A 20,750-nucleotide genomic window follows, 5' to 3' on the forward strand; every position below is an offset into this window, starting at 1 on the left:
TTATTTATCGTTATAAGATATTGTTATTTAGTTTTCAATGATCAATTCCTATTTTAACGTCTTCGTTGACAAGATACTTCCGTATCTTATGGAGCCTAGCGGGATCGAACCGCTGACCTCCTGCGTGCAAAGCAGGCGCTCTCCCAGCTGAGCTAAGGCCCCTTCTCTCAACGCAATCTTCTCTATCTTGCATCAAAAGACTGCTTGTTTGGTCTTTATAGACCCCTCAAAACTGAATAAAGTAGAACAACATCTTTTTTTATATTCCTTAGAAAGGAGGTGATCCAGCCGCACCTTCCGATACGGCTACCTTGTTACGACTTCACCCCAGTCATCGGTCTTACCTTAGGAAGCGCCCTCCTTGCGGTTAGGCAACCTACTTTGGGTACTCCCAACTTCCGTGGTGTGACGGGCGGTGTGTACAAGGCCCGGGAACGTATTCACCGCGGCGTGCTGATCCGCGATTACTAGCGATTCCGACTTCATGCAGGCGAGTTGCAGCCTGCAATCCGAACTGAGAATGGTTTTAAGAGATTAGCGCACCCTCGCGGGTTGGCGACTCGTTGTACCATCCATTGTAGCACGTGTGTAGCCCAGGTCATAAGGGGCATGATGATTTGACGTCATCCCCACCTTCCTCCGGTTTATCACCGGCAGTCTCACTAGAGTGCCCAACTTAATGATGGCAACTAGTAATAAGGGTTGCGCTCGTTGCGGGACTTAACCCAACATCTCACGACACGAGCTGACGACAACCATGCACCACCTGTATCCCGTGTCCCGAAGGAACTCCTTATCTCTAAGGATAGCACGAGTATGTCAAGACCTGGTAAGGTTCTTCGCGTTGCTTCGAATTAAACCACATGCTCCACCGCTTGTGCGGGCCCCCGTCAATTCCTTTGAGTTTCAACCTTGCGGTCGTACTCCCCAGGCGGAGTGCTTAATGCGTTAGCTGCGCTACAGAGAACTTATAGCTCCCTACAGCTAGCACTCATCGTTTACGGCGTGGACTACCAGGGTATCTAATCCTGTTTGCTCCCCACGCTTTCGAGCCTCAGTGTCAGTTACAGGCCAGAGAGCCGCTTTCGCCTCCGGTGTTCCTCCATATATCTACGCATTTCACCGCTACACATGGAATTCCACTCTCCTCTCCTGCACTCAAGTCTCCCAGTTTCCAATGCACACAATGGTTGAGCCACTGCCTTTTACATCAGACTTAAGAAACCACCTGCGCTCGCTTTACGCCCAATAAATCCGGACAACGCTTGGGACCTACGTATTACCGCGGCTGCTGGCACGTAGTTAGCCGTCCCTTTCTGGTTAGATACCGTCACTTAAGTAATTTTCCACTCTACTTAACGTTCTTCTCTAACAACAGAGTTTTACGATCCGAAAACCTTCTTCACTCACGCGGCGTTGCTCGGTCAGGGTTGCCCCCATTGCCGAAGATTCCCTACTGCTGCCTCCCGTAGGAGTCTGGGCCGTGTCTCAGTCCCAGTGTGGCCGATCACCCTCTCAGGTCGGCTATGTATCATCGCCTTGGTAGTCCTTTACACTACCAACTAGCTAATACAACGCGGGATCATCAAGTAGTGAAGCAATTGCTTCTTTCAAATAAGAATCATGCGATTCTCATTGTTATGCGGTATTAGCGTTCGTTTCCAAACGTTGTCCCCCGCTACTCGGCAGATTTCCCACGCGTTACTCACCCGTTCGCCGCTCTTCATAAAAATAGCAAGCTATCTTTAATCATCGCTCGACTTGCATGTATTAGGCACGCCGCCAGCGTTCGTCCTGAGCCAGGATCAAACTCTCATTTAAATTTAGTTCATCAAATGAACTGGCTGTTGTTTTGTCTTTCATTATTGAATTGACAGTTGGTATACAAGAAGTTAACTTCTCGCATATAGTCATTCTACTTTATTCAGTTTTCAAAGGTCTATCGCTCTCGTAAGAGATACGCTCTCTCGCGACAACTATTATATTCTATCAAACTCACTTTGTTCTGTCAAGAATAAACTGTGATTTTTTTAAAAAATTTTACCTTTGTTCGGTTTATCCCCCATTTACTGGGCTTTACGCCATTTATTTTTTTTGTGATTTCCAGTTAATTAAGATAAGAACATCGTTATGTAAATAAAAAATGGCCACTTGGCCATCTTTTTATTTACATATCCACATTATGATAAACTTTTTGAACATCGTCGTCGTCTTCTAAAGCATCTACCAAACCTTCGAAGGTTTCTAAATCTTCACCAGAAAGTTCAACTTCGCTCTGTGCAATCATCTCAAGTTCAGTTGTTGTAAATTCAGTAATACCTTTTTCTTTGAGAGCAGCAATTGCTTTGTGTAAATCTGTAGGTTCTGTATAAACAATAATTTGTCCTTCTTCCGCAGAAACATCACGGACGTCAATTTCTTGTTCAATCAAATATTCAAAAATCTCGTCAGCATCATCACCAGCAAAGACGATCACACCTGTATTATCGAACATGTAGCCTACAGAACCTTCCGCACCAATATTCCCACCATTTTTATGGAAAATTGTGCGGATATTAGAAATTGTACGGTTTACATTTGAAGTTAACGTTTCACAGATAATCATTGATCCATTCGGTCCGAATCCTTCATATCGTCCAGAAACGAAAGCTTCTTCTGCTCCACCTTTAGCTTTGTCAATCGCTTTATCAATAACATGCTTTGGAACTTGTGCTTGTTTCGCACGTTCAATAACAAACTTGAGCGCGGTATTTGACTCTGGATCTGGCTCCCCTTGCTTTGCGGCTACATATATTTCAACACCAAATTTTGCATAAACTTTTGATGTCGCTCCGTCTTTAGCTGATTTTTTTGCGGCAATATTGGCCCATTTGCGTCCCATGGGACACCTCCTATTTTCAATTTATTCTTAAATATTATATCACAAAATCAATGGTTTGCGCCCATGGTTCTGTTCTTTAAAATTACGATTTCCTAATTGATAAATATCATCTGATTTTTGCGTAAGTAAGTCCCATGAATCTTTTCCAATGCGAGTCACAAGCTTATCCTTCACTTTAGCCAGATGTTGTTGTCCTTGCTTTGTAAAACCTAAAACATGAATGTTTTGAGGCAACTGAAAATCACGTGGAATATCCAATAAAACATAGGTCAAAAGCCGTCTTACACGTGCTCTAGTATATCGTTTTGTATGCACTGCCTCTATCAATTCATCGACAGTATTCACTTGCTTGATGGCTGTTTTTATCCGACTTTCCAACTCTGTATTCATTTGAAAAATAAGGCTCAAATCATGGGAGATTATCTTATACTTAAGCAAAGTGAAATAATTATCCCAAGAAACTCTGGGGTGCTGATAGAGTTGTTTTAAATTTTCCGGCACAAAATTCAAAATATCTTGTTGGTCGATATTTGCTCTAATAGCTGTTGCTGAAGCAATTTCACCAGATAAACTACGAGAATGAAAATCGTTACTACGCTGAATGGCTTGTAGTCTTATATCTTTGCCCGCACTGGCTTTGGCATAAGCAAGAGCCAGGACATGGTTGGGTGTATTTCCATCAAAATGTAAGCCTGAGAATTTCTGCCACATCATCTGAGTTTTTTCGGGATAACTCAATGTATCAGGTAAATCTTTAATGAAGTTCTCCATTTCGGTTGACTTCTCTTCATAAAGATTCACGATTTTTTGATAATCAAGGGTAGACTCCGAACCAAAAACAAGTTCACCAATCCCCATTTTATCAAGAATATCCACTGCTGCCTGTGCAAAAAAATCAGCAGCTTGGACAGCTCCCATGACAGGAAGCTCAACCACGATATCTGCACCATTTTTTAGAGCCATTTCAGCTCTTGTCCATTTATCAAAAAGAGCCGGTTCACCCCTTTGCATAAAATTACCAGACATGGCAACGATTTTTATACCATCGCCTGCCTGATCTAATAAATATTTATGTCCATTGTGAAAAGGGTTGAACTCAGCAACAATTCCTATTATTTTTTGCATACAAAGAACCAACGTAAGCTTTCTTCTTCAGGTTTTTCATCTTCAAAATCAGCATATACTTCTACTTTAGAAAATTTTTGAAGTCTTGTCAAATATTCCTTTATTGGGTACGTTCTCTCTTGATGTACTTCATCTTTACGCACAAATTTTCCATCGGAATCTTTAACAAAGAAAGTCAATTCATGGACGACTGAATGAGGGTAATACCCTACAAAAGAATCCCAGAGAAAAGCAAAATCTTCATCGTTTTCGTGATAAGAGTAACCTGGAAAGACCGAATCCACTTGATATGTCGAATGGACATCAAAGATAAACACACCTTCCGCATTTAAAGAATTATAAACACCATCAAAAACGCGTTGAACTTCAGAAGCATTCGACATGTAACAAAGCGAATCCGAATAGCAAGTCACAACATCAAATGTGGTTTCTCCTGATAATTCACGCATATCTCCGGCAGCAAAAGTAATTTTTGCCCCCATCTGACGTGTACGTTTATCTGCAATGGTCAGCATTTCCTCTGACAAATCAACACCGGTTACTTCATAGCCTGCTTGACTAAATCTTATCGAGAGAATCCCTGTACCACATGCCAATTCCATGATATTTTGCGTTTTTGCTGGAAAATGTCTTTGACTAAACTCAAACCACAAGTCATAGAGCTCCTCATCCATTACGGAATCATAGACCCGGGCAAATTCCTCATAAGAAGCCGTCATTTATTCAGAAATCCATTCATTAATATCAACAAGTGGTGCATCTGACCATAGTTTCTCTAAGTTAAAACGCAAGCGTGAATCATGGTCAAAAACATTGACAATCACGTCACCTAAGTCAACTAAAACCCATCCTGTACGGGCATCCCCTTCGATATGTCCTGCTGCTTGCACACCAAGTTTACCCGCTTCTTCAGCAACATTATCGACAATCGCATCAATCTGGCGCGTATTCATTGCTTCAAGGACAACGAAATAATCTGCAACGCCTGACACAGCAGCGACATCAAGTGCTACAATATCTAAAGCTTTTTTATCATCGGCTGCTTTTACAACTGTTTCGAGTAATTGTTTTGAATTCATTTTATTCCTATTTTCTATTTTTATTATTATTTTTTAAGATATTTGATAAATGCGTTATATGTTTCGATACTTTGGGGGTAAATTTTTACACGAAGTTCAGCCAGATAATCAATAAGTCGCATTGTCTCAAAGGCAACTGCCATATTCAGAGAGTAATCCGCGATAGCTCGCGCTTCAATAACACCCGGGAAATCACGTCCCTCTTCAATATAGTCCGCCACATAAAGTACTTTTGCTAAGTCAGACATCGCTGCATCCCCTACAGTGTGCACCTCGATTGCATGTAGAATTTCGGGATCTTTCAAACCTAAATCTTCTTGCATTTTATAGATGCCCACTGTACCATGCCATATGTTATTGCCCCAATTTTTCAAATCAGGATTCAAGTTATACTTTTCAATCAGTTCTAAAAAGATGTCATCTGCTGTTTCTTTTGCGTAATCATGCAACAGAGCAGCAAGACTTGCTTTATGCACATTTACATCATATTTTTCAGCAAGTGCAACTGCTGCTTTCTCTACTCCTAGGATATGTTGGAAACGTTTTTCAGACATTTGAGCTTTTATCTTCGCAAGTAGTTCTTCTCTTGACAAGTTTACTTCTGGATAAAAATCAAACATAAAGTCCCTCTTTCTTAATATAAGCAAGTACTTTGGGTGCTAACAAGAAATTTGGAACAAGCCCTCGGCTAAATTGTTCACGTATCATATTACCAGAGATATCCATTCCCGGTACATCCACCCACAAAATAGGATAACTTGTCCCCGCGCGGAAGCGTGGTCGACGTACGCCAACCAGCTGTACTAATTCTAAAAGTTGCTCAATATTTTTCCAACTTGGTAAACTATTGATTAAATCTCCCCCAATGATAAAGTAAAAATCTGTATCGGGATGTTCTTCCTTGAGGGCCTTTACTGTTTCATATATGCCTTCATCTGCTTGGCAGCGGCATTTGTTCAATACAAGACCTTCTTTTCCTTCCAGTGCTAGCTCTAACATGCGGGTAACATGCCCATCGGTATTATGTTCCGGAAGAAACACAACTTGTTCTAAATTCAGCTGCTGACGCACTTGATCAGCGATTGTTAAATGTGCGATGTGTACAGGATTGAAACTTCCCCAAAAAAGACCGATGGCACGGCGAACACGAGCATTTTCCTCTTGTAGATCCACCTTAGTAAAAGGTGTTAGAAGTTCAAGCGACATAACTTATACCTTTTTTACATCTTCTGAAATTTTACGATTTTCTTTACGATCACTAACCTTAAAGACTACTACATTACGTCCGATAATTTGGACAACGTTGAGCCCCATTTCATCAATCATCGCTGCAACATCTTTGGCAGTTTCATCAGAGTTTTGTAAGATGTTAACTTTAATTAATTCACGCGCATCTGCAGCGTGGCGAATACTTGTAAGAATTTCGTTCGACAGTCCAGATTTTCCGATTTGAACTATGGGGCGAATATTTACTGCGAGGCTTCGCAGGTAACGCTTTTGTTTTCCAGTTAATTCCATTTTAATTCTCTTTTCTAATAATTATCCAGCTTCCAGGTCATGCTGGGAGCAATGATCCCTTTAACTTTATAAGCTGTTTCACCTTCAACAACTTCGTTGACCATGGCTATTTTTTTCAGTTCAGGTAGTTTATAAGCCATTGCATAAGGCAAATCTAACTCAAAAGCAACAAAGAGCTCATGCAATTTTTCTAAAATTGCCGTACGCAACCACTGGACACCTTCGTCTGACTTAATCGAAAGCTGTACTGCTGGTGTCAAAGTAGGTACAAAATCCTTAGCAATATCCATCTTATTATAGACATTTAACACAGGAATACCTTGAATTTCCATTTCTTCCATCAATTTTTGGACTGTTTTTTCATGGACTTCATGATGGGGATTACTCGCGTCAATGACATGGATGAGTAAATCCACATGAGTCGACTCTTCTAAAGTCGACTTGAATGCCTTAATCAGCTCCGTCGGCAAATCTTGAATAAAACCAACTGTATCTGTAAGACTGACTGTAAAATCCTCTTTTATTTTTACCAACTTGGTTGTTGCATCTAGTGTAGCAAAAAGTTCATCTTTTTCATATTGCGTTTTTTCAGTCAAAGCATTCATTATGCTTGACTTCCCGGCATTCGTATAGCCAATCAATCCGATTTTAAAGATAGAGCTTTCTTTACGCTTTTTCCGAATCGTTTCACGGGTTTTTTCAACTTTTTGGAGCTGTTTATCTATATTTTCAATACGTGTCCGAATATAACGACGGTCTGTTTCAAGTTTACTTTCACCAGGACCTTTGGAGCCGATACCTCCTCCTTGACGACTGAGCATGATACCTTGGCCGACCAAGCGTGGTAACAAATAGCTAAGCTGAGCTTGTTCGACTTGAAGCATCCCTTCATGAGACCGCGCCCGCAATGCAAAAATATCCAATATCAATTGCATCCGATCAATAACTTTGATTCCTAAAGCTTCTTCCAGATTAATATTTTGGCGAGGTGTCAGACGGTCATTGAAAATGACCGTGTCTATTTCTCCGACTTCAATTGCCCACCTCATTTGTTCAAGCTTGCCGGTTCCAATCAGAAATTTAGTATCGTATTTGTCCCGCTTTTGTGTAAAGGCATCAATCACAATCCCCCCTGCTGTTTTTGTGAGTTCAGCTAGTTCAAGCATCGAGCTTTCAAAATTTTCGCTATTTTCAAAGGTCTCTACGCCAACGAGTAAGACACGTTCTTGTTTTTCTTCTAGATTTATCATACTTATACCAATGCCTTACGCAGAACTACGTCTACACCTTCTGGTACCCATGCTGCCACAACGCCACGTTCCGCAACCCGAATCCATCCTAGACCAGAGAAGACAATATCTGATTTTTCTTTGACAGAAAATTCTTTACGGATGAGTTTTGGAAAGTCCGAAAGATTTTTCGCACGTGGCGGTTGAAGTAAACCACCCACATGTTTTTCATAAAATTCAGTAGCTCCTTCTAATTTTGTACGATGAATATCTAACTCATTATCACAAAAAACAGTAAGCCCTTGTTTTTCACCTTGTATATAGTCAAAACGTGCAAGCCCCCCTAAAAATAGAGTTTGCCCTGCATTAAGTTGATAAGTTTTAGGCTTGATTTCTTTTTTAGGTGAAACGAGTTTCAGGTCTTTTGCTTCAAGATAGTGCGCCATTTGTCCACGATGAATAATCCCCGGTGTATCAATAAGCAAGCTATCATCATCAAGAGGAATCTCAATCTTATCTAAAGTCGTCCCTGGAAAACGGCTAGTGGTAATGACATTGTCATCCCCTGTGACAAGTTTGATAATGGCATTAATTAATGTAGATTTACCTACATTCGTTACACCAACTACGTAAACATCACGACCTTTACGCATTTTCTCAATTTTTTCCATGAGTTCTCGAACATCATCTTGATTTTTAGCTGAAGTTACAAGAACATCAAGAGGACGGAGACCAGCTTTCTTTGCTTGCTCCTTGAGCCAAGCGCTCATTTTACCAACTTTTAATGAGTGCGGCAGAATGTCTTTCTTATTGGCTACTAAGAGAAGGTCATTATTGCCCGTAAAACGATGCAAGCTTGGGATCAAGGAGCCATTAAAATCAAAGATGTCAACAACATTCACGATTAACGCATCATGCTCACCGATTTCGCTCAAAAGGCGCAAAAAATCATCGTCTGTCAAGCTGACATCAGCGATTTCATTATAGTGACGAAGGCGGAAGCAACGTTGACAGTACAGTGCGTCATCTTCTCCTCTTTTCGCTAGCGCTCCTGCAGGCAGGAAACCCAAGGCATTTTTATCTTTTGTTTGAATCAATGCACCGCAGCCAATGCAATGCAATTCTTCCATAATATTTTCAGTTTCATTCATAGGCCTATTATAACATATTTCATACAATAACCATTTGTCCTTTTATTCGAGACTTGAGCTTGTTAGGAAAGGACATTTTAAAATGATATAAAATAAAAAGACGTAAGTTTCCTTACGTCTTTTTATTAACGATAATCTGGTTTTTCTTTGTGATTATTGTATACATTTGCAATACGTTCTGCTGCTCCTGGTTCAACCATTTCTAGAGCGTTTGAAATTTCGTTAAAAGCTCCATCATAGTTGCGCGCACGATCAAAGAGCTGTAAGCTTCGAGCAATGGCTCCAGCAATACGTTCATCACTTGCTTTATAACGATTAGCATATTGCATCAACTGTTCTGCAAGAACGGCATGATCTACTAAATCATCTGTTGCATCTTTCAAGGCTTCCATATCTTGAGTAGATGTGTCAAGTTGATGGTTCACTACATCAATATTAATACGTACTTTACCTAATTCTTTAAAGAGGGCTTCTAAGCGCTCACTTGTCGCAAAGAAGAGATCTAAATAATCTTTCGGTAAACCTGGAAGGTTACGTTTTTCCACATAACGCTTGATGATGCGTAATTCTGAGTCAAAGCGATCAGCAGCTTCTTGTGCAACTTTTTCTTGCTCACGTAAGTTAGCAAGTCCTTCACTAATACTAATTTGGTTCTTTTCGATATCTTCCAAAGCTTCAATGATTGAATTTACATTTCCACCTAAAGCAGAGTAAGGTTTTTGTTTTTCTTTAACTGCTTCAAGCACACTGTCAACTTCCCCTTCGAGGATATCAAGATGTTCAGAGTAGCTACGTACAGCTGCTTTTTCATTGTCAGACAGCAAATATGACTGCATCGTGTGGTCGATTTCTAACAAGAGGTTTTTGTTGTTTGCACGTGTGTGTTCGATATAGCTTCGGAGAATATTGACGCGTTTTTCTACGCTACGACGTGCTTTATATTCACGCTCAAAAATGTCATAAATACCGTTAATACGGTCATTAATTGAAGAAATACGGGCTTCCGTTGCTTCAAGTTCAAAACTGTCAAGAAGGGCTTTAGCTTCCTCCAAATCATCTTGGATAGCTTTCATTTCATTCTCAAGGTTAACACTTGCAGGAAGTACGTAATCTTCCTCTTCGAACTTATGAACTGTTTCTTCTAACTCTTCAATTTGTTTTGGCAACTCTTTATCGACAACAACAAGCAAGTCTGGGATTTGCTCTGTAATTGCACGCAAAGCAATTGTATGTTCTTCCGCAGTTTCTAACACTTCGGCTGCTTCAATCGGATCCCCTGTTGAGTTAAGCGTAACAAACTGTGAAAATTCTGTTTCTATGTTTGCTAAGTGACGGTTAATTTCGTCAATAACTGTACCATATTTTTCTTGGTTATCAGTGATTTCATCGCGGAGTGTTTCATAAAGGTCAAGAGATTCTTGAATTTTTGTCGAATTACGTTTTTCTTGTTCGACCAACTCTGCAACACCTGCACGAATCGCTTCGACTTCAGATTCCATAACTTCGATTTGTGCTTCGCTATCATCAGCAGACTCACGTGCACGGAAAAAATGGAAGGAGTCATTCAATTGCTCAGCTTCAAAAATATGGTTTTCTAAATCAGCAAATGAATCTGATGACAAATCAATCCATTTTTGGTTCCATTCACGGAAAATGGTCTGTGACTGTCCAACGAGATGCATCTTCTTGACGGCATCTAATTCTTCTTGCACAGGTAAATCAAAAAGCAGCTCTTTGCGCTCTTCCAACTCAAGAATACGATTTTCTGTTTTCTTACGCATTACCATTGAAAATACATAGAATCCAACGACAATCACTATGAGAACGCCCAAAAGAATAATTATTGTACTTGACATCTTCTCTCCAAAACTTTAGGTAATTTTATCTTTTTATTTAAACTTATTTTTAAATACAAAGTTTCACTCTTTATTATAGCACATTATATTTGATTTTACATCACTTTTCTACATTTTTTAGATTACACACACTATAAGTTTAAAACCATGAAAAAGAAGCGCTTCACACAAATAGTCATAAAAAAAACAGCTCTAATGAACTGTTTTTTTATAATTAAGCAAGACCTGCTGCTTCAGCAACTTCAGCCGCGAAGTTATTTTCTGCTTTCTCGATACCTTCACCCACTTCGTAACGTGTGAATGCTACAACTTTAGCCCCTTTAGACTCAAGGAAAGCTTCTACTGTTTTGCTGTCATCCATAACATAAAGTTGTCCAAGAAGTGTGTAGGCTTGGTCGACTTTAGTGTTATCAATGATGAATTTTGCAACTTTACCAGGGATGATTTTACCCAAGATCGCTTCTGGTTTACCTTCAGCCAAAAGTTCTTCTTTCATTTCTGCTTCAGCATTTGCAAGAACTTCTTCAGTCAATTGGCTACGTGATCCGTAGGCAAGATGTGGAAGCATTGGTTTGTTTACCAATTTGCGGCTTTCGTTATCTTCATCGATTGTGTGGTTTAATTTAGCTAACTCATCATGAACAAACTCAGCATCCAACTCTTTGTAAGAGAGAACAGTTGGGTTCATCGCAGCGATATGCATTGCAACTGCTTTAGCCAGCTCAGCATCTCCACCTTCAACAACTGTAACTACACCGATACGACCTTGGTTGTGTTGGTAAACACCAAAGGTTTGCGCATCTGTTTTTTCGATAAGTTGGAAACGACGGAATGAAATTTTTTCACCAATTGTCGCTGTAGCTTGTGTGTAAGAATCTTCAAGGCTGATACCTTCTGCAGTTGTCAAAGCCAAAGCTTCTTCATTAGTTGCAGGTTTTTTCTCTGCAATAAGTTCAGCTGTTTCTTTAACGATAGCAACGAATTGTTCATTTTTAGCAACGAAGTCTGTTTCTGAGTTCAATTCGATAAGTGCTGCAGTATTACCATTTACAGCGATACCTGTCAAACCTTCAGCGGCGATACGGTCAGCTTTTTTCTCAGCTTTCGCAATACCTTTTTCACGAAGGAGCTCAGCGGCTGCTTCCATATTTCCATCAGTTTCAACAAGTGCACGTTTAGCATCCATGATACCTGCACCAGTTTTTTCACGCAATTCTTTTACTTGAGCTGCTGTTACTGCCATTGTATAATTCTCCTATTATTATATTTTATAAAAAAACAGGGAGGCGTAGGGCCTCGCCTGTATTATTCATTACAAATTATTTGCCTTCAACGATTTCAGCAAGTTCTTCAAGTGATTCTTCTGAAGCAGCAGTATCTTTAACCGCAAGTTCAGCTTCTACTGAATCTTCGCCTTGACGACCTTCGATGATAGCGTCAGCCATTTTAGCAGTGATCAATTTAACTGCACGGATAGCATCATCGTTTGCTGGGATAATAACGTCGATTGGATCTGGGTCAGCATTTGTATCAACCATTGCTACAACTGGGATTCCCAATTTTTGAGCTTCTTGGATAGCGATTTGTTCATTGTGTGGGTCAACAACGTACATCACATCTGGGATGCGAGGCATGTCAGCGATACCACCGATGAATTTTTCAAGACGTTCGCGTTCTTTGTTCAAAAGAACAACTTCTTTCTTAGGCAATACTTCGAAAGTTCCGTCTTCTTCCATTTTGTTGATTGATTTAAGGCGTGCTACACGTTTTTGGATAGTATTCCAGTTAGTGAGCATACCACCAAGCCAACGGTGGTTTACATAGTATTGACCAGCACGAAGTGCTTCTTCTTTAACAGCTTCTGAAGCTTGTTTTTTAGTACCAACAAAAAGTACTACAGCACCTTCAGATGAAGCGTTACGTACATAGTTGTAAGCATCGTCAACAAGTTTAACTGTTTTTTGAAGGTCGATAACGTGGATACCATTACGTTCTGTGAAGATGTATGGTTTCATTTTTGGGTTCCAACGACGAGTTTGGTGACCGAAGTGAACACCAGCTTCAAGAAGTTGTTTCATTGAAATAACTGACATATTAATGTCTCCTTTTAAAATAGTTTTTCCTCTTTTAACTGTCAGCCAATGCCGCTACACAAGTGCACTACGACACTGTCAAGTCAAAATGTGAAATTATTGCCCATAGACAACAGTACTATTATACACTAAACACTCCCTTATTGCAAGAGCTTGTTGTGTCATTTTGTTGGCTGTCCTATCTTCGCAAATTCCAAGAGATTTAGTTTCCTGAAAACGCTCATTTATGATAAAATAATTATACGAATATTAAATGTTAAAGGAGCCAAGATATGCGTGAAAAAATTCTAGTTGGCGGTTACACTAAGCGTGAATCAAAGGGGATTTATAGTTTTGACCTAGATATTGCAAAGGAAGAACTTTCTAATCTAACTGAAGTTGCTCATGTTCAAAATGCTACTTATTTTGCTTTGGACAAAACAAAACAGCACCTTTACACTTGTGCTGCAGATGAAAATGGTGGCGGTATTGCTGCTCTCAGCTATAAAAGAGGTAAAACAGAGCTTCTCAACTATGTTACTAGTGTTGGCGCACCTCTGTGCTATGTAGCCGTTGATAATAAACGTGGTTTTGTTTACGGTGCCAATTATCACTTAGGGGAAATCCGTGTCTACAAAATTCAAAAAGATGGGTCGCTTACCTTAACAGACACTGTAAAACATGAAGGCGAGGGATCAAAAGTACACCCTGGCCAAGAACGCCCTCACGTGCATTACACAGATCTTACACCTGACGGACGCTTAGTTACTTGTGATTTGGGTACAGATGAGATTACAGTTTACGATGTTGTTGGTGAAGAAGGCAAGCTCTCTCTTGTAAGCCTCTATCGTATGCCTGCAGGTACTGGAGTACGTCATCTTACTTTCCATCCCAATGGTAAGATTGCTTATGCTATTGGTGAGTTTTCTTCTACTGTAACTGTTCTCAGCTATAATGAAGAAAAAGGACGCTTTGCTGCACTGGAAACAATCAGTACTCTTCCAGTAGATTTTGAAGGCACAAAGAGCGCATCTGCTCTCCGTCTTTCTTCCGATGGTGCATTTCTTTATGCTTCAAATCGTGGACATAATTCTATCGCCATCTACAGTGTGAGCCCCTTAGGGACAAAGATAACTTTAGAAGATATTGTAAAAACTGAAGGGGAAACGCCCCGCGATTTCAATTTCAACAGTACAGAAGATTTTATTATCGTAGCACATCAAGATAGCGATAATATTAGTCTTTTCCGCCGTAATAGGAAAACAGGAATGCTCACACTTAAGCAAAAAGATTTTTATAGCCCAGAGGGCACATGTATTTTACCAACACTCTAATGAAAACCGCCCTTAAGGCGGTTTTTTTATCATTAAAATGCAGATAGTATTTTATCAAAAAAAGTTTGTGTGGTTTTACACAATATTATTTGACAGCACTTTCAAAGTTTGTTAAAATAATAACGTGATAAATTTCACAAAGGAGAAATTTAAATATGTCAAGCAAGAATACCAAAAAAGAACTAACAACCGCTGATAAAGCTGTACTTGCGGAAAAAGCAGAGCAATATACAGACGGTCTTGTCAAAAAAGCACATCAAGCCACTTTACAATTTGAAGGCTACACACAAGTGCAAGTAGATAAAATTGTCGCAGCAATGGCCTTAGCGGCAAGCGAACATTCCCTGGAACTTGCGCACGAAGCTCATAATGAAACAGGGCGAGGAATCGTTGAGGATAAGGATACTAAAAACCGCTTTGCTTCAGAATCTGTTTATAATTCAATTAAAAATGATAAAACAGTAGGAGTAATCAGCGAGAACAAAGTTGCTGGCTCAGTAGAAATTGCAGCCCCTTTGGGTGTGCTTGCAGGAATTGTACCAACAACCAACCCTACTTCTACAACAATTTTCAAATCACTTTTAACAGCAAAAACACGAAATGCTATCGTATTCGCCTTTCATCCTCAAGCCCAAAATTGTTCCTCTCATGCCGCACGTATTGTCTACGAAGCTGCCCTAAAAGCTGGGGCACCTGAGAACTTTATCCAATGGGTCGAAGATCCAAGTCTTTACAACACTACTGCACTTATCCAAAACCACGGTATTGCTTCTATTCTAGCTACAGGTGGACCCGGAATGGTTAATGCAGCACTCAAGTCAGGCAATCCTTCACTAGGAGTGGGAGCAGGTAATGGTGCCGTCTTCGTTGATGCTACTGCAAATGTGGATCGTGCAGTTGAAGACCTGCTACTTTCTAAACGTTTTGATAACGGCATGATTTGCGCTACCGAAAACTCTGCTGTAGTTGCTGCAGAAATTTACGATGAATTCCTCGAAAAACTTCAAGCTCACGGTGCTTACAATGTTCCAAAGGAAGATTATTCAGCCATCGAAAAATTTGTTTTTGTTGAGCGTGCGGGTGAGGGCTTCGGAGTAACTGGTCCAGTTGCCGGCCGTCCTGGCCCATGGATTGCTGAACAAGCAGGCGTAAAAGTACCTGAAGGAAAAGATGTTCTTCTCTTTGAATTGGAAGAAAAAAACATTGGTGAAGCTCTCTCTTCTGAAAAGCTTAGCCCGCTTTTGTCAATTTACAAATCTACCTCACGCGAAAATGGTACCGCCATCGTTCAGAAACTTTTGGCTTATCAAGGCGCTGGGCATAATGCGGCTATCCAGATAGGTGCACAAGACGATCCTTTTGTGAAAGAATATGCTGATGCTATTGGTGCTGCACGTATCTTAGTTAACCAACCAGATTCTATTGGAGGCGTTGGTGATATCTATACTGATGCAATGCGTCCATCGCTGACTTTAGGAACTGGTTCATGGGGGAAAAATTCAATCTCACACAATTTGAGTACATATGATCTATTGAATATCAAAACAGTGGCACGTCGTCGTAATCGCCCACAATGGGTTCGTCTGCCAAAAGAAATTTACTACGAAAACAACTCTATTTCTTACCTACAAGAAATGCCTAATATCGAGCGTGCTTTTGTCGTCACAGACCACGGCATGTTGCAATTTGGCTTTGTCGACCACATGCTTGAACAATTGGCCGTTCGTGAAACACAAGTTCAAACTTCAATATATGGTTCTGTAAAACCTGACCCAACACTTTCACAAGCGATTGAAATTGCTCGACAAATGGCTGATTTTAAACCTGACACAGTTATCGCACTCGGCGGTGGTTCTCCACTTGATGCAGCAAAAATTGGCCGCTTGATTTATGAATACTCTGTTCGTGGAGAGGTTGACCTCAATGATGACGTTGCACTAAAAGCTCTCTTTGAGCAGTTGGCGCAAAAATTCATCGATATTCGTAAACGTATCGTCAAATTCCCGCATCAAGATCAAACGCAATTGGTATGTATTCCGACCACTTCTGGTACAGGTTCTGAAGTAACGCCCTTTGCTGTTATCACCGATGATGAAACCCATGTTAAATATCCTTTAGCTGATTATCAACTTACACCTCAAGTAGCTATTGTTGACCCTGAATTTGTTATGACCGTGCCAAAACGTACTGTGGCTTGGTCAGGTATTGATGCCCTCAGTCACGCGCTTGAATCCTATGTTTCAGTCATGGCTTCGGATTATACTAAACCATTATCACTTCGTGCCATTAAGTTAATCTTTGATAATTTGACAACCTCATATCACTACGACCCATCAAAGCCTTCTAAAGAAGGACAAGTCGCACGCGCCAATATGCACAATGCAGCAACCTTAGCTGGTATGGCTTTTGCCAATGCATTTCTCGGTATTAATCACTCCCTAGCCCACAAAGTGGGGGGTGAGTTTGAATTACCACATGGTTTAGCTATCGCTATCGCTATGCCTCACGTCATTAAATTTAACGCTGTAACAGGAAACGTTAAACGTACACCATACCCACGTTATGAGATTTACCGTGCCCAAGAAGATTACGCTGAAATTGCGCGTTATATTGGTCTTACAGGTAAAGATGATGCGGAACTCGTAGACAAACTTATTAAGGAAATTAAAAAATTGACGGACAGCATCGATATCGATGTCACTCTATCAGGAAATGGTGTTGATAAAAACCACTTGGAACGTGAACTCGATAAGCTTGCAAACCTTGTTTATGATGATCAATGCACACCTGGAAATCCACGCCAGCCAAGTATTTCAGAGCTTAAAACACTCTTACAAGATCAATATTAAGCATAAAAAAAGCTGTAATTTACAGCTTTTTTTATTTTTCGAGATAATCTAGCGCATCTTGAATCGTCTTTACAGGTACAATTTTCATATCTGTATTCAACTTTTTAGCTGCCGCAAGCGCTTCTGTGTAGTTATTTGTTGTACCAGAAGCCTTTGTCTGTTCTTCCGTTTCATCTGGGCAAAGGAAAATTTTTGCGCCCGCATTACTTGCTGTAGCAACTTTTTTATCAACGCCACCTATTTGCCCGATGCTGCCATCCTCATTGATCGTTCCAGTACCTGCAATTTCGCGTCCTTGACGTAAATCTTTGCCTGTGATTTGGCTATATATTTCCAAGGTAAACATCATACCAGCACTTGGCCCGCCAATACTTCCAGCATCGATTTTAACTTTAGGGTCTGTCACAACCTGGGTATGATCTACTAAACCAATACCAATCCCTGTTTTACCATTACTCAACTTAATGTACTTACCTGTGGCTTCATGATTACTGCCATCCACACGTGTATATTTGATGGTAACGCTATCCCCAACTTTTTGTTGCGATACATAATCAATCATCTCAGTTGAAGATTTGAAAGTATGTCCATTAACTGCCGTTATCGTATCTGAAAGTTGTAAGTCATTTTTAAAGGTTGAATCCTCAGTGATGCTCAAAACATAAACACCTTGATACTTCATCTCATAAGGTTTCCCTGCCAACTTAAAGGCCTGATAAATAGCCGTGTTTTGCGCTGTCTGCATATAAAACTGGTTGACCAAGTCAAATTGCTGATTGGTCATTCCACCCGTCATCTCTTCACTACTCACAACAGTGGCAAAAGAGTTCGACTTGGAATAAAGCATACTTGCTGCATTGGCGCGAACCATTTCAACTGTCGTTAAATAAAAGTTGCCTTTATGTTCGTCTTTTTTCCCTGCAACATCAACCATTTGGTTAACTGGAATGGTTCCTCCTGGCTGCTCGATATAGTAAGGTAAGGGGAAGAATAAACCCACTACAATAAGAAGCGGTAGCGCGATGGCAAAGAATAGCTTTAGTTTTTTATGCTTTTTTATTTTTTCATTTTTCATGTGCTTTTTTCTCATTCAATGTTTCAATAACATTTGTAGGTAACCATCGACTTAGGTCTTGACCAAAATGATAAAGTTCACGCATTCGGGTAGAACTAATATTTTCGAGTTCTGGTTTTGCAGTCAGTAAGATGGTTTCGACCCCTGTCATTTCACGGTTAAAGTAAATCATATTTTTCTCATAGTCTAAATCAGCCGCATTGCGAACGGACCGAACAAGCGCTGTTACCTCAAGTTTCTCCGCAATATTTACTGTCAGATCACTCGCATGTGCAATGACTGACACATTGGTTAATTGTAAATCTGCTAAGGCTGTTTCGATTAGAGCTACACGTTCTTCTAGACTGAACAAAGGATTTTTAGCTTCATTTTTAAAAATACCGATATAAAGCTTATCAAAAAGCTTACTGGCACGTTCAATGATATCAAGATGGCCTTTTGTGACCGGGTCAAAAGTGCCCGTAAATAAACCGATTTTATCTTTCATAGATGGTTACCTTTGAAATTCCATATACTTTTTCTTTACTTAACGACAAGTGACCGATATTTTCCGGAAGTGTGACCTCCTTATCCGTCTCACAAACCACGACAGCATCATCTGCCAACAAGTTTTTTTTCTGCATTTCTTCTAGGTTAGCAACAATACTTTCTTTCGCATAAGGTGGGTCTAATAAAACTAAGTTGAACTGTCCAGAAAGATTAGCCAAAGCACGTTCTGCTGGCATTTTAAGAAGTTGAAACTTTTTCTCTTCCTTGGTCATCTTAATATTTTCTGCAATCACCAGCTGTGCTGAACGGTCTTTTTCAACCATTACAGCATTGTCCATCCCACGTGATACAGCTTCTATAGCAAGCGAACCTGAACCTGAGAATAAATCCAGAACTCGTCCACCTTCAAAATATGGACCAATCATATTAAAAATTGCTCCTTTAACTTTGTCTGTCGTTGGACGTGTTGTTTTTCCTGCCAATGTTTTCAGTGGTCTACCACCATAATTTCCTGCTACAACTCTCATTGTTCTATTATAGCACACTGTATCTTCTTCGCCCACAAGCATCAAAAAAACCACAGTTCAATGATGTACTGTGGTTTTTGTTTTTATCTCATTTTTGATTAAAGACGTGCGTTCAATTCAGCACTCAATTCTTCAAATCCTGGTTTGCCAAGAAGTGCAAACATGTTACGTTTGTAAGCTTCAACACCTGGTTGGTCAAATGGATTGATACCATTCAAGTAGCCTGAGATCGCAATTGCAAGCTCAAAGAAGTAGATAGTGTAACCTAAAGTGAATTCATCTTGCTCAGGCAAAGTAACGATCATATTTGGAACGTCACCATCTGTGTGTGCAAGGAGAACACCGTCAGCTGCTTTTTTGTTGACAAAGTCAACATCTTTACCTTGCAAGTAGCCAAGACCATCAAGATCTGCTTCAAGTTCAGGAATGTTAATGTTCTTACGTGGTTTTTCAACACGAATAGCTGTTTCAAATACAGAACGTGTACCTTCTTGGATAAATTGACCCAATGAGTGTAAGTCTGTTGAGAAGTTTGCTGATGTTGGATAAATACCTTTTTGATCTTTGCCTTCAGATTCACCTGCCAACTGTTTCCACCATTCTGAGAAGTATTGCAATGATGGCTCATAGTTAATCAAGATTTCTGAAAGTTTACCTTTGCGGTAAAGGATATTACGAAGCGCTGCATAAGCATAAGCATCATTTTCACGTACGTCTGTGGCTGTATATTCTTTGCGCGCTGCGTTAGCACCTTCCATAAGAGCTGTAATATCAGCACCTGATGCTGCGATAGGCAAGAGACCAACAGCTGTCAAAACTGAAAAACGTCCGCCAACTGAATCCGGCACAACAAAAGTATCCCAGTTGTTTGCATCAGCATTAACTTTAACGGCACCTTTTTCTTTATCTGTTGTTGCATAGATACGTTTATTTGCTTCTTCACGGCCATATTTTTTAACCAAAAGTTCTTCAAAGACACGGAAAGCAATTGCTGGTTCAGTTGTTGTTCCTGATTTAGAGATAACATTAACAGAGAAATCTTTATCTGCCACATATTCTACCAAGTCTGAAAGATAGCTTGAAGAAATTGAATTTCCTGCATAAAGAATTTGTGGTGCTTTACGTTCTTCTTTTGATTGAAGATTAACAAAGCTGTTGTTCAAGAAGTCAATTGCAGCGCGGGCACCAAGGTATGAACCACCGATACCGATAACAATAAGAACTTCTGAGTCAGATTGAATTTTGCTTGCTGCTTTTTGAATGCGTGCAAATTCTTCTTTATCATAGTCTTCTGGAAGATCTAACCAACCGATGAAGTCAGAACCAGCACCGGTTCCTTCACGAAGAAGTTTATCTGCGCCATCAACTTGCCATTGAATTTCGTCAAGTTCTTTATCAGCTACAAATGGTTTCAATTTAGAATAGTCAAATTTAATATGTGCCATCTTATATCTCTCCTTAGAGTTTTTTTCTTTGTTTATTTTATCACTTTTCCATAGGTTTAACAAGAAATGAAAATTTAAGATATTGTAAACCTATCTATACCAAAAAGAAAAAGTTCCCAC

At 40.0% G+C, this 20,750-nt stretch carries 18 protein-coding genes, 1 tRNA gene and 1 rRNA gene; 2 read left to right on the forward strand and 18 right to left on the reverse strand.

Annotated elements, in window-relative coordinates; translation table 11 throughout:
• Window positions 1-89: 89 nt before the first annotated feature.
• The 14 genes from J0J35_RS08030 to rpsB form a co-directional block, all read right to left on the reverse strand.
• A tRNA-Ala gene (locus J0J35_RS08030) sits at window positions 90-162 on the reverse strand.
• 110 nt (window positions 163-272) lie between these two features.
• A 16S ribosomal RNA gene (locus J0J35_RS08035) occupies window positions 273-1,821 on the reverse strand.
• A 346-nt stretch (window positions 1,822-2,167) separates the two neighbouring features.
• Complete coding sequence (locus tag J0J35_RS08040; RefSeq protein ID WP_017369493.1) at window positions 2,168-2,881, reverse strand: YebC/PmpR family DNA-binding transcriptional regulator; 714 nt, start codon at window positions 2,879-2,881, stop codon at window positions 2,168-2,170.
• 39 nt (window positions 2,882-2,920) lie between these two features.
• Window positions 2,921-4,006: a nucleotidyltransferase gene (locus J0J35_RS08045; RefSeq protein WP_206916569.1), complete on the reverse strand. Its 1,086-nt coding sequence runs from the start codon at window positions 4,004-4,006 to the stop codon at window positions 2,921-2,923.
• On the reverse strand, window positions 3,994-4,725 hold the full coding sequence (locus J0J35_RS08050) for a class I SAM-dependent methyltransferase (protein ID WP_206916570.1): 732 nt from the start codon (window positions 4,723-4,725) through the stop codon (window positions 3,994-3,996). Before J0J35_RS08050 ends, J0J35_RS08045 begins: the two co-directional genes overlap by 13 nt.
• Entirely contained in the window at window positions 4,726-5,085 is a 360-nt protein-coding gene (rsfS, locus tag J0J35_RS08055; RefSeq protein WP_206916579.1) for a ribosome silencing factor, read from the reverse strand.
• A 26-nt stretch (window positions 5,086-5,111) separates the two neighbouring features.
• Window positions 5,112-5,705 carry a bis(5'-nucleosyl)-tetraphosphatase (symmetrical) YqeK gene (gene yqeK, locus J0J35_RS08060; protein ID WP_019335775.1) on the reverse strand — a complete coding sequence of 198 codons (594 nt, stop codon included), beginning with the start codon at window positions 5,703-5,705 and terminating at the stop codon, window positions 5,112-5,114.
• Window positions 5,698-6,291: a nicotinate-nicotinamide nucleotide adenylyltransferase gene (locus tag J0J35_RS08065; protein ID WP_003133170.1), complete on the reverse strand. Its 594-nt coding sequence runs from the start codon at window positions 6,289-6,291 to the stop codon at window positions 5,698-5,700. Before J0J35_RS08065 ends, yqeK begins: the two co-directional genes overlap by 8 nt.
• A gap of 3 nt (window positions 6,292-6,294) precedes the next feature.
• Window positions 6,295-6,603 (reverse strand): ribosome assembly RNA-binding protein YhbY, encoded by a 309-nt coding sequence (yhbY, locus tag J0J35_RS08070; protein ID WP_017369498.1) that lies wholly within the window; start codon window positions 6,601-6,603, stop codon window positions 6,295-6,297.
• Between the two features lie 14 nt (window positions 6,604-6,617).
• Window positions 6,618-7,853, reverse strand: coding sequence for a GTPase HflX (hflX, locus tag J0J35_RS08075; RefSeq protein ID WP_206916588.1), 1,236 nt, complete (start codon window positions 7,851-7,853; stop codon window positions 6,618-6,620).
• Between the two features lie 2 nt (window positions 7,854-7,855).
• On the reverse strand, window positions 7,856-8,962 hold the full coding sequence (gene yqeH, locus J0J35_RS08080) for a ribosome biogenesis GTPase YqeH (RefSeq protein WP_029343497.1): 1,107 nt from the start codon (window positions 8,960-8,962) through the stop codon (window positions 7,856-7,858).
• Window positions 8,963-9,108: 146 nt separating this feature from the next.
• Window positions 9,109-10,839: a septation ring formation regulator EzrA gene (gene ezrA, locus J0J35_RS08085; RefSeq protein ID WP_017369501.1), complete on the reverse strand. Its 1,731-nt coding sequence runs from the start codon at window positions 10,837-10,839 to the stop codon at window positions 9,109-9,111.
• Window positions 10,840-11,053: 214 nt separating this feature from the next.
• Window positions 11,054-12,082: a translation elongation factor Ts gene (gene tsf, locus J0J35_RS08090; RefSeq protein ID WP_003133160.1), complete on the reverse strand. Its 1,029-nt coding sequence runs from the start codon at window positions 12,080-12,082 to the stop codon at window positions 11,054-11,056.
• 76 nt (window positions 12,083-12,158) lie between these two features.
• Window positions 12,159-12,932 (reverse strand): 30S ribosomal protein S2, encoded by a 774-nt coding sequence (gene rpsB, locus J0J35_RS08095; protein WP_003133158.1) that lies wholly within the window; start codon window positions 12,930-12,932, stop codon window positions 12,159-12,161.
• 272 nt (window positions 12,933-13,204) lie between these two features.
• Here rpsB and J0J35_RS08100 point away from each other — a divergent pair, with 272 nt between their 5' ends.
• Both J0J35_RS08100 and adhE read left to right on the forward strand, forming a co-directional pair.
• Window positions 13,205-14,245 carry a lactonase family protein gene (locus tag J0J35_RS08100; protein WP_019291938.1) on the forward strand — a complete coding sequence of 347 codons (1,041 nt, stop codon included), beginning with the start codon at window positions 13,205-13,207 and terminating at the stop codon, window positions 14,243-14,245.
• 155 nt (window positions 14,246-14,400) lie between these two features.
• The gene (adhE, locus tag J0J35_RS08105; protein ID WP_206916590.1) at window positions 14,401-17,094 is read left to right on the forward strand and encodes a bifunctional acetaldehyde-CoA/alcohol dehydrogenase; all 2,694 of its coding nucleotides are present in this window, start codon (window positions 14,401-14,403) and stop codon (window positions 17,092-17,094) included.
• Between the two features lie 31 nt (window positions 17,095-17,125).
• On the opposite strand, the gene J0J35_RS08110 is transcribed toward adhE, so the two are convergent.
• The 4 genes from J0J35_RS08110 to J0J35_RS08125 all read right to left on the reverse strand — a co-directional run bounded on the left by J0J35_RS08110 (window position 17,126) and on the right by J0J35_RS08125 (window position 20,630).
• Window positions 17,126-18,169: a SepM family pheromone-processing serine protease gene (locus J0J35_RS08110; protein ID WP_206916591.1), complete on the reverse strand. Its 1,044-nt coding sequence runs from the start codon at window positions 18,167-18,169 to the stop codon at window positions 17,126-17,128.
• Complete coding sequence (gene coaD / locus J0J35_RS08115) at window positions 18,159-18,656, reverse strand: pantetheine-phosphate adenylyltransferase (protein WP_206916593.1); 498 nt, start codon at window positions 18,654-18,656, stop codon at window positions 18,159-18,161. The genes J0J35_RS08110 and coaD overlap by 11 nt, the downstream gene beginning before the upstream one ends.
• Entirely contained in the window at window positions 18,646-19,185 is a 540-nt protein-coding gene (gene rsmD / locus J0J35_RS08120; RefSeq protein ID WP_019293304.1) for a 16S rRNA (guanine(966)-N(2))-methyltransferase RsmD, read from the reverse strand. The genes coaD and rsmD overlap by 11 nt, the downstream gene beginning before the upstream one ends.
• 98 nt (window positions 19,186-19,283) lie before the next feature.
• Window positions 19,284-20,630 (reverse strand): glucose-6-phosphate isomerase, encoded by a 1,347-nt coding sequence (locus tag J0J35_RS08125; protein ID WP_003133148.1) that lies wholly within the window; start codon window positions 20,628-20,630, stop codon window positions 19,284-19,286.
• Window positions 20,631-20,750 lie beyond the last annotated feature (120 nt).

The sequence above is a fragment of the Lactococcus sp. LG606 genome, from assembly GCF_017309645.1.
GTDB classification, from domain to species: domain Bacteria; phylum Bacillota; class Bacilli; order Lactobacillales; family Streptococcaceae; genus Lactococcus; species Lactococcus petauri.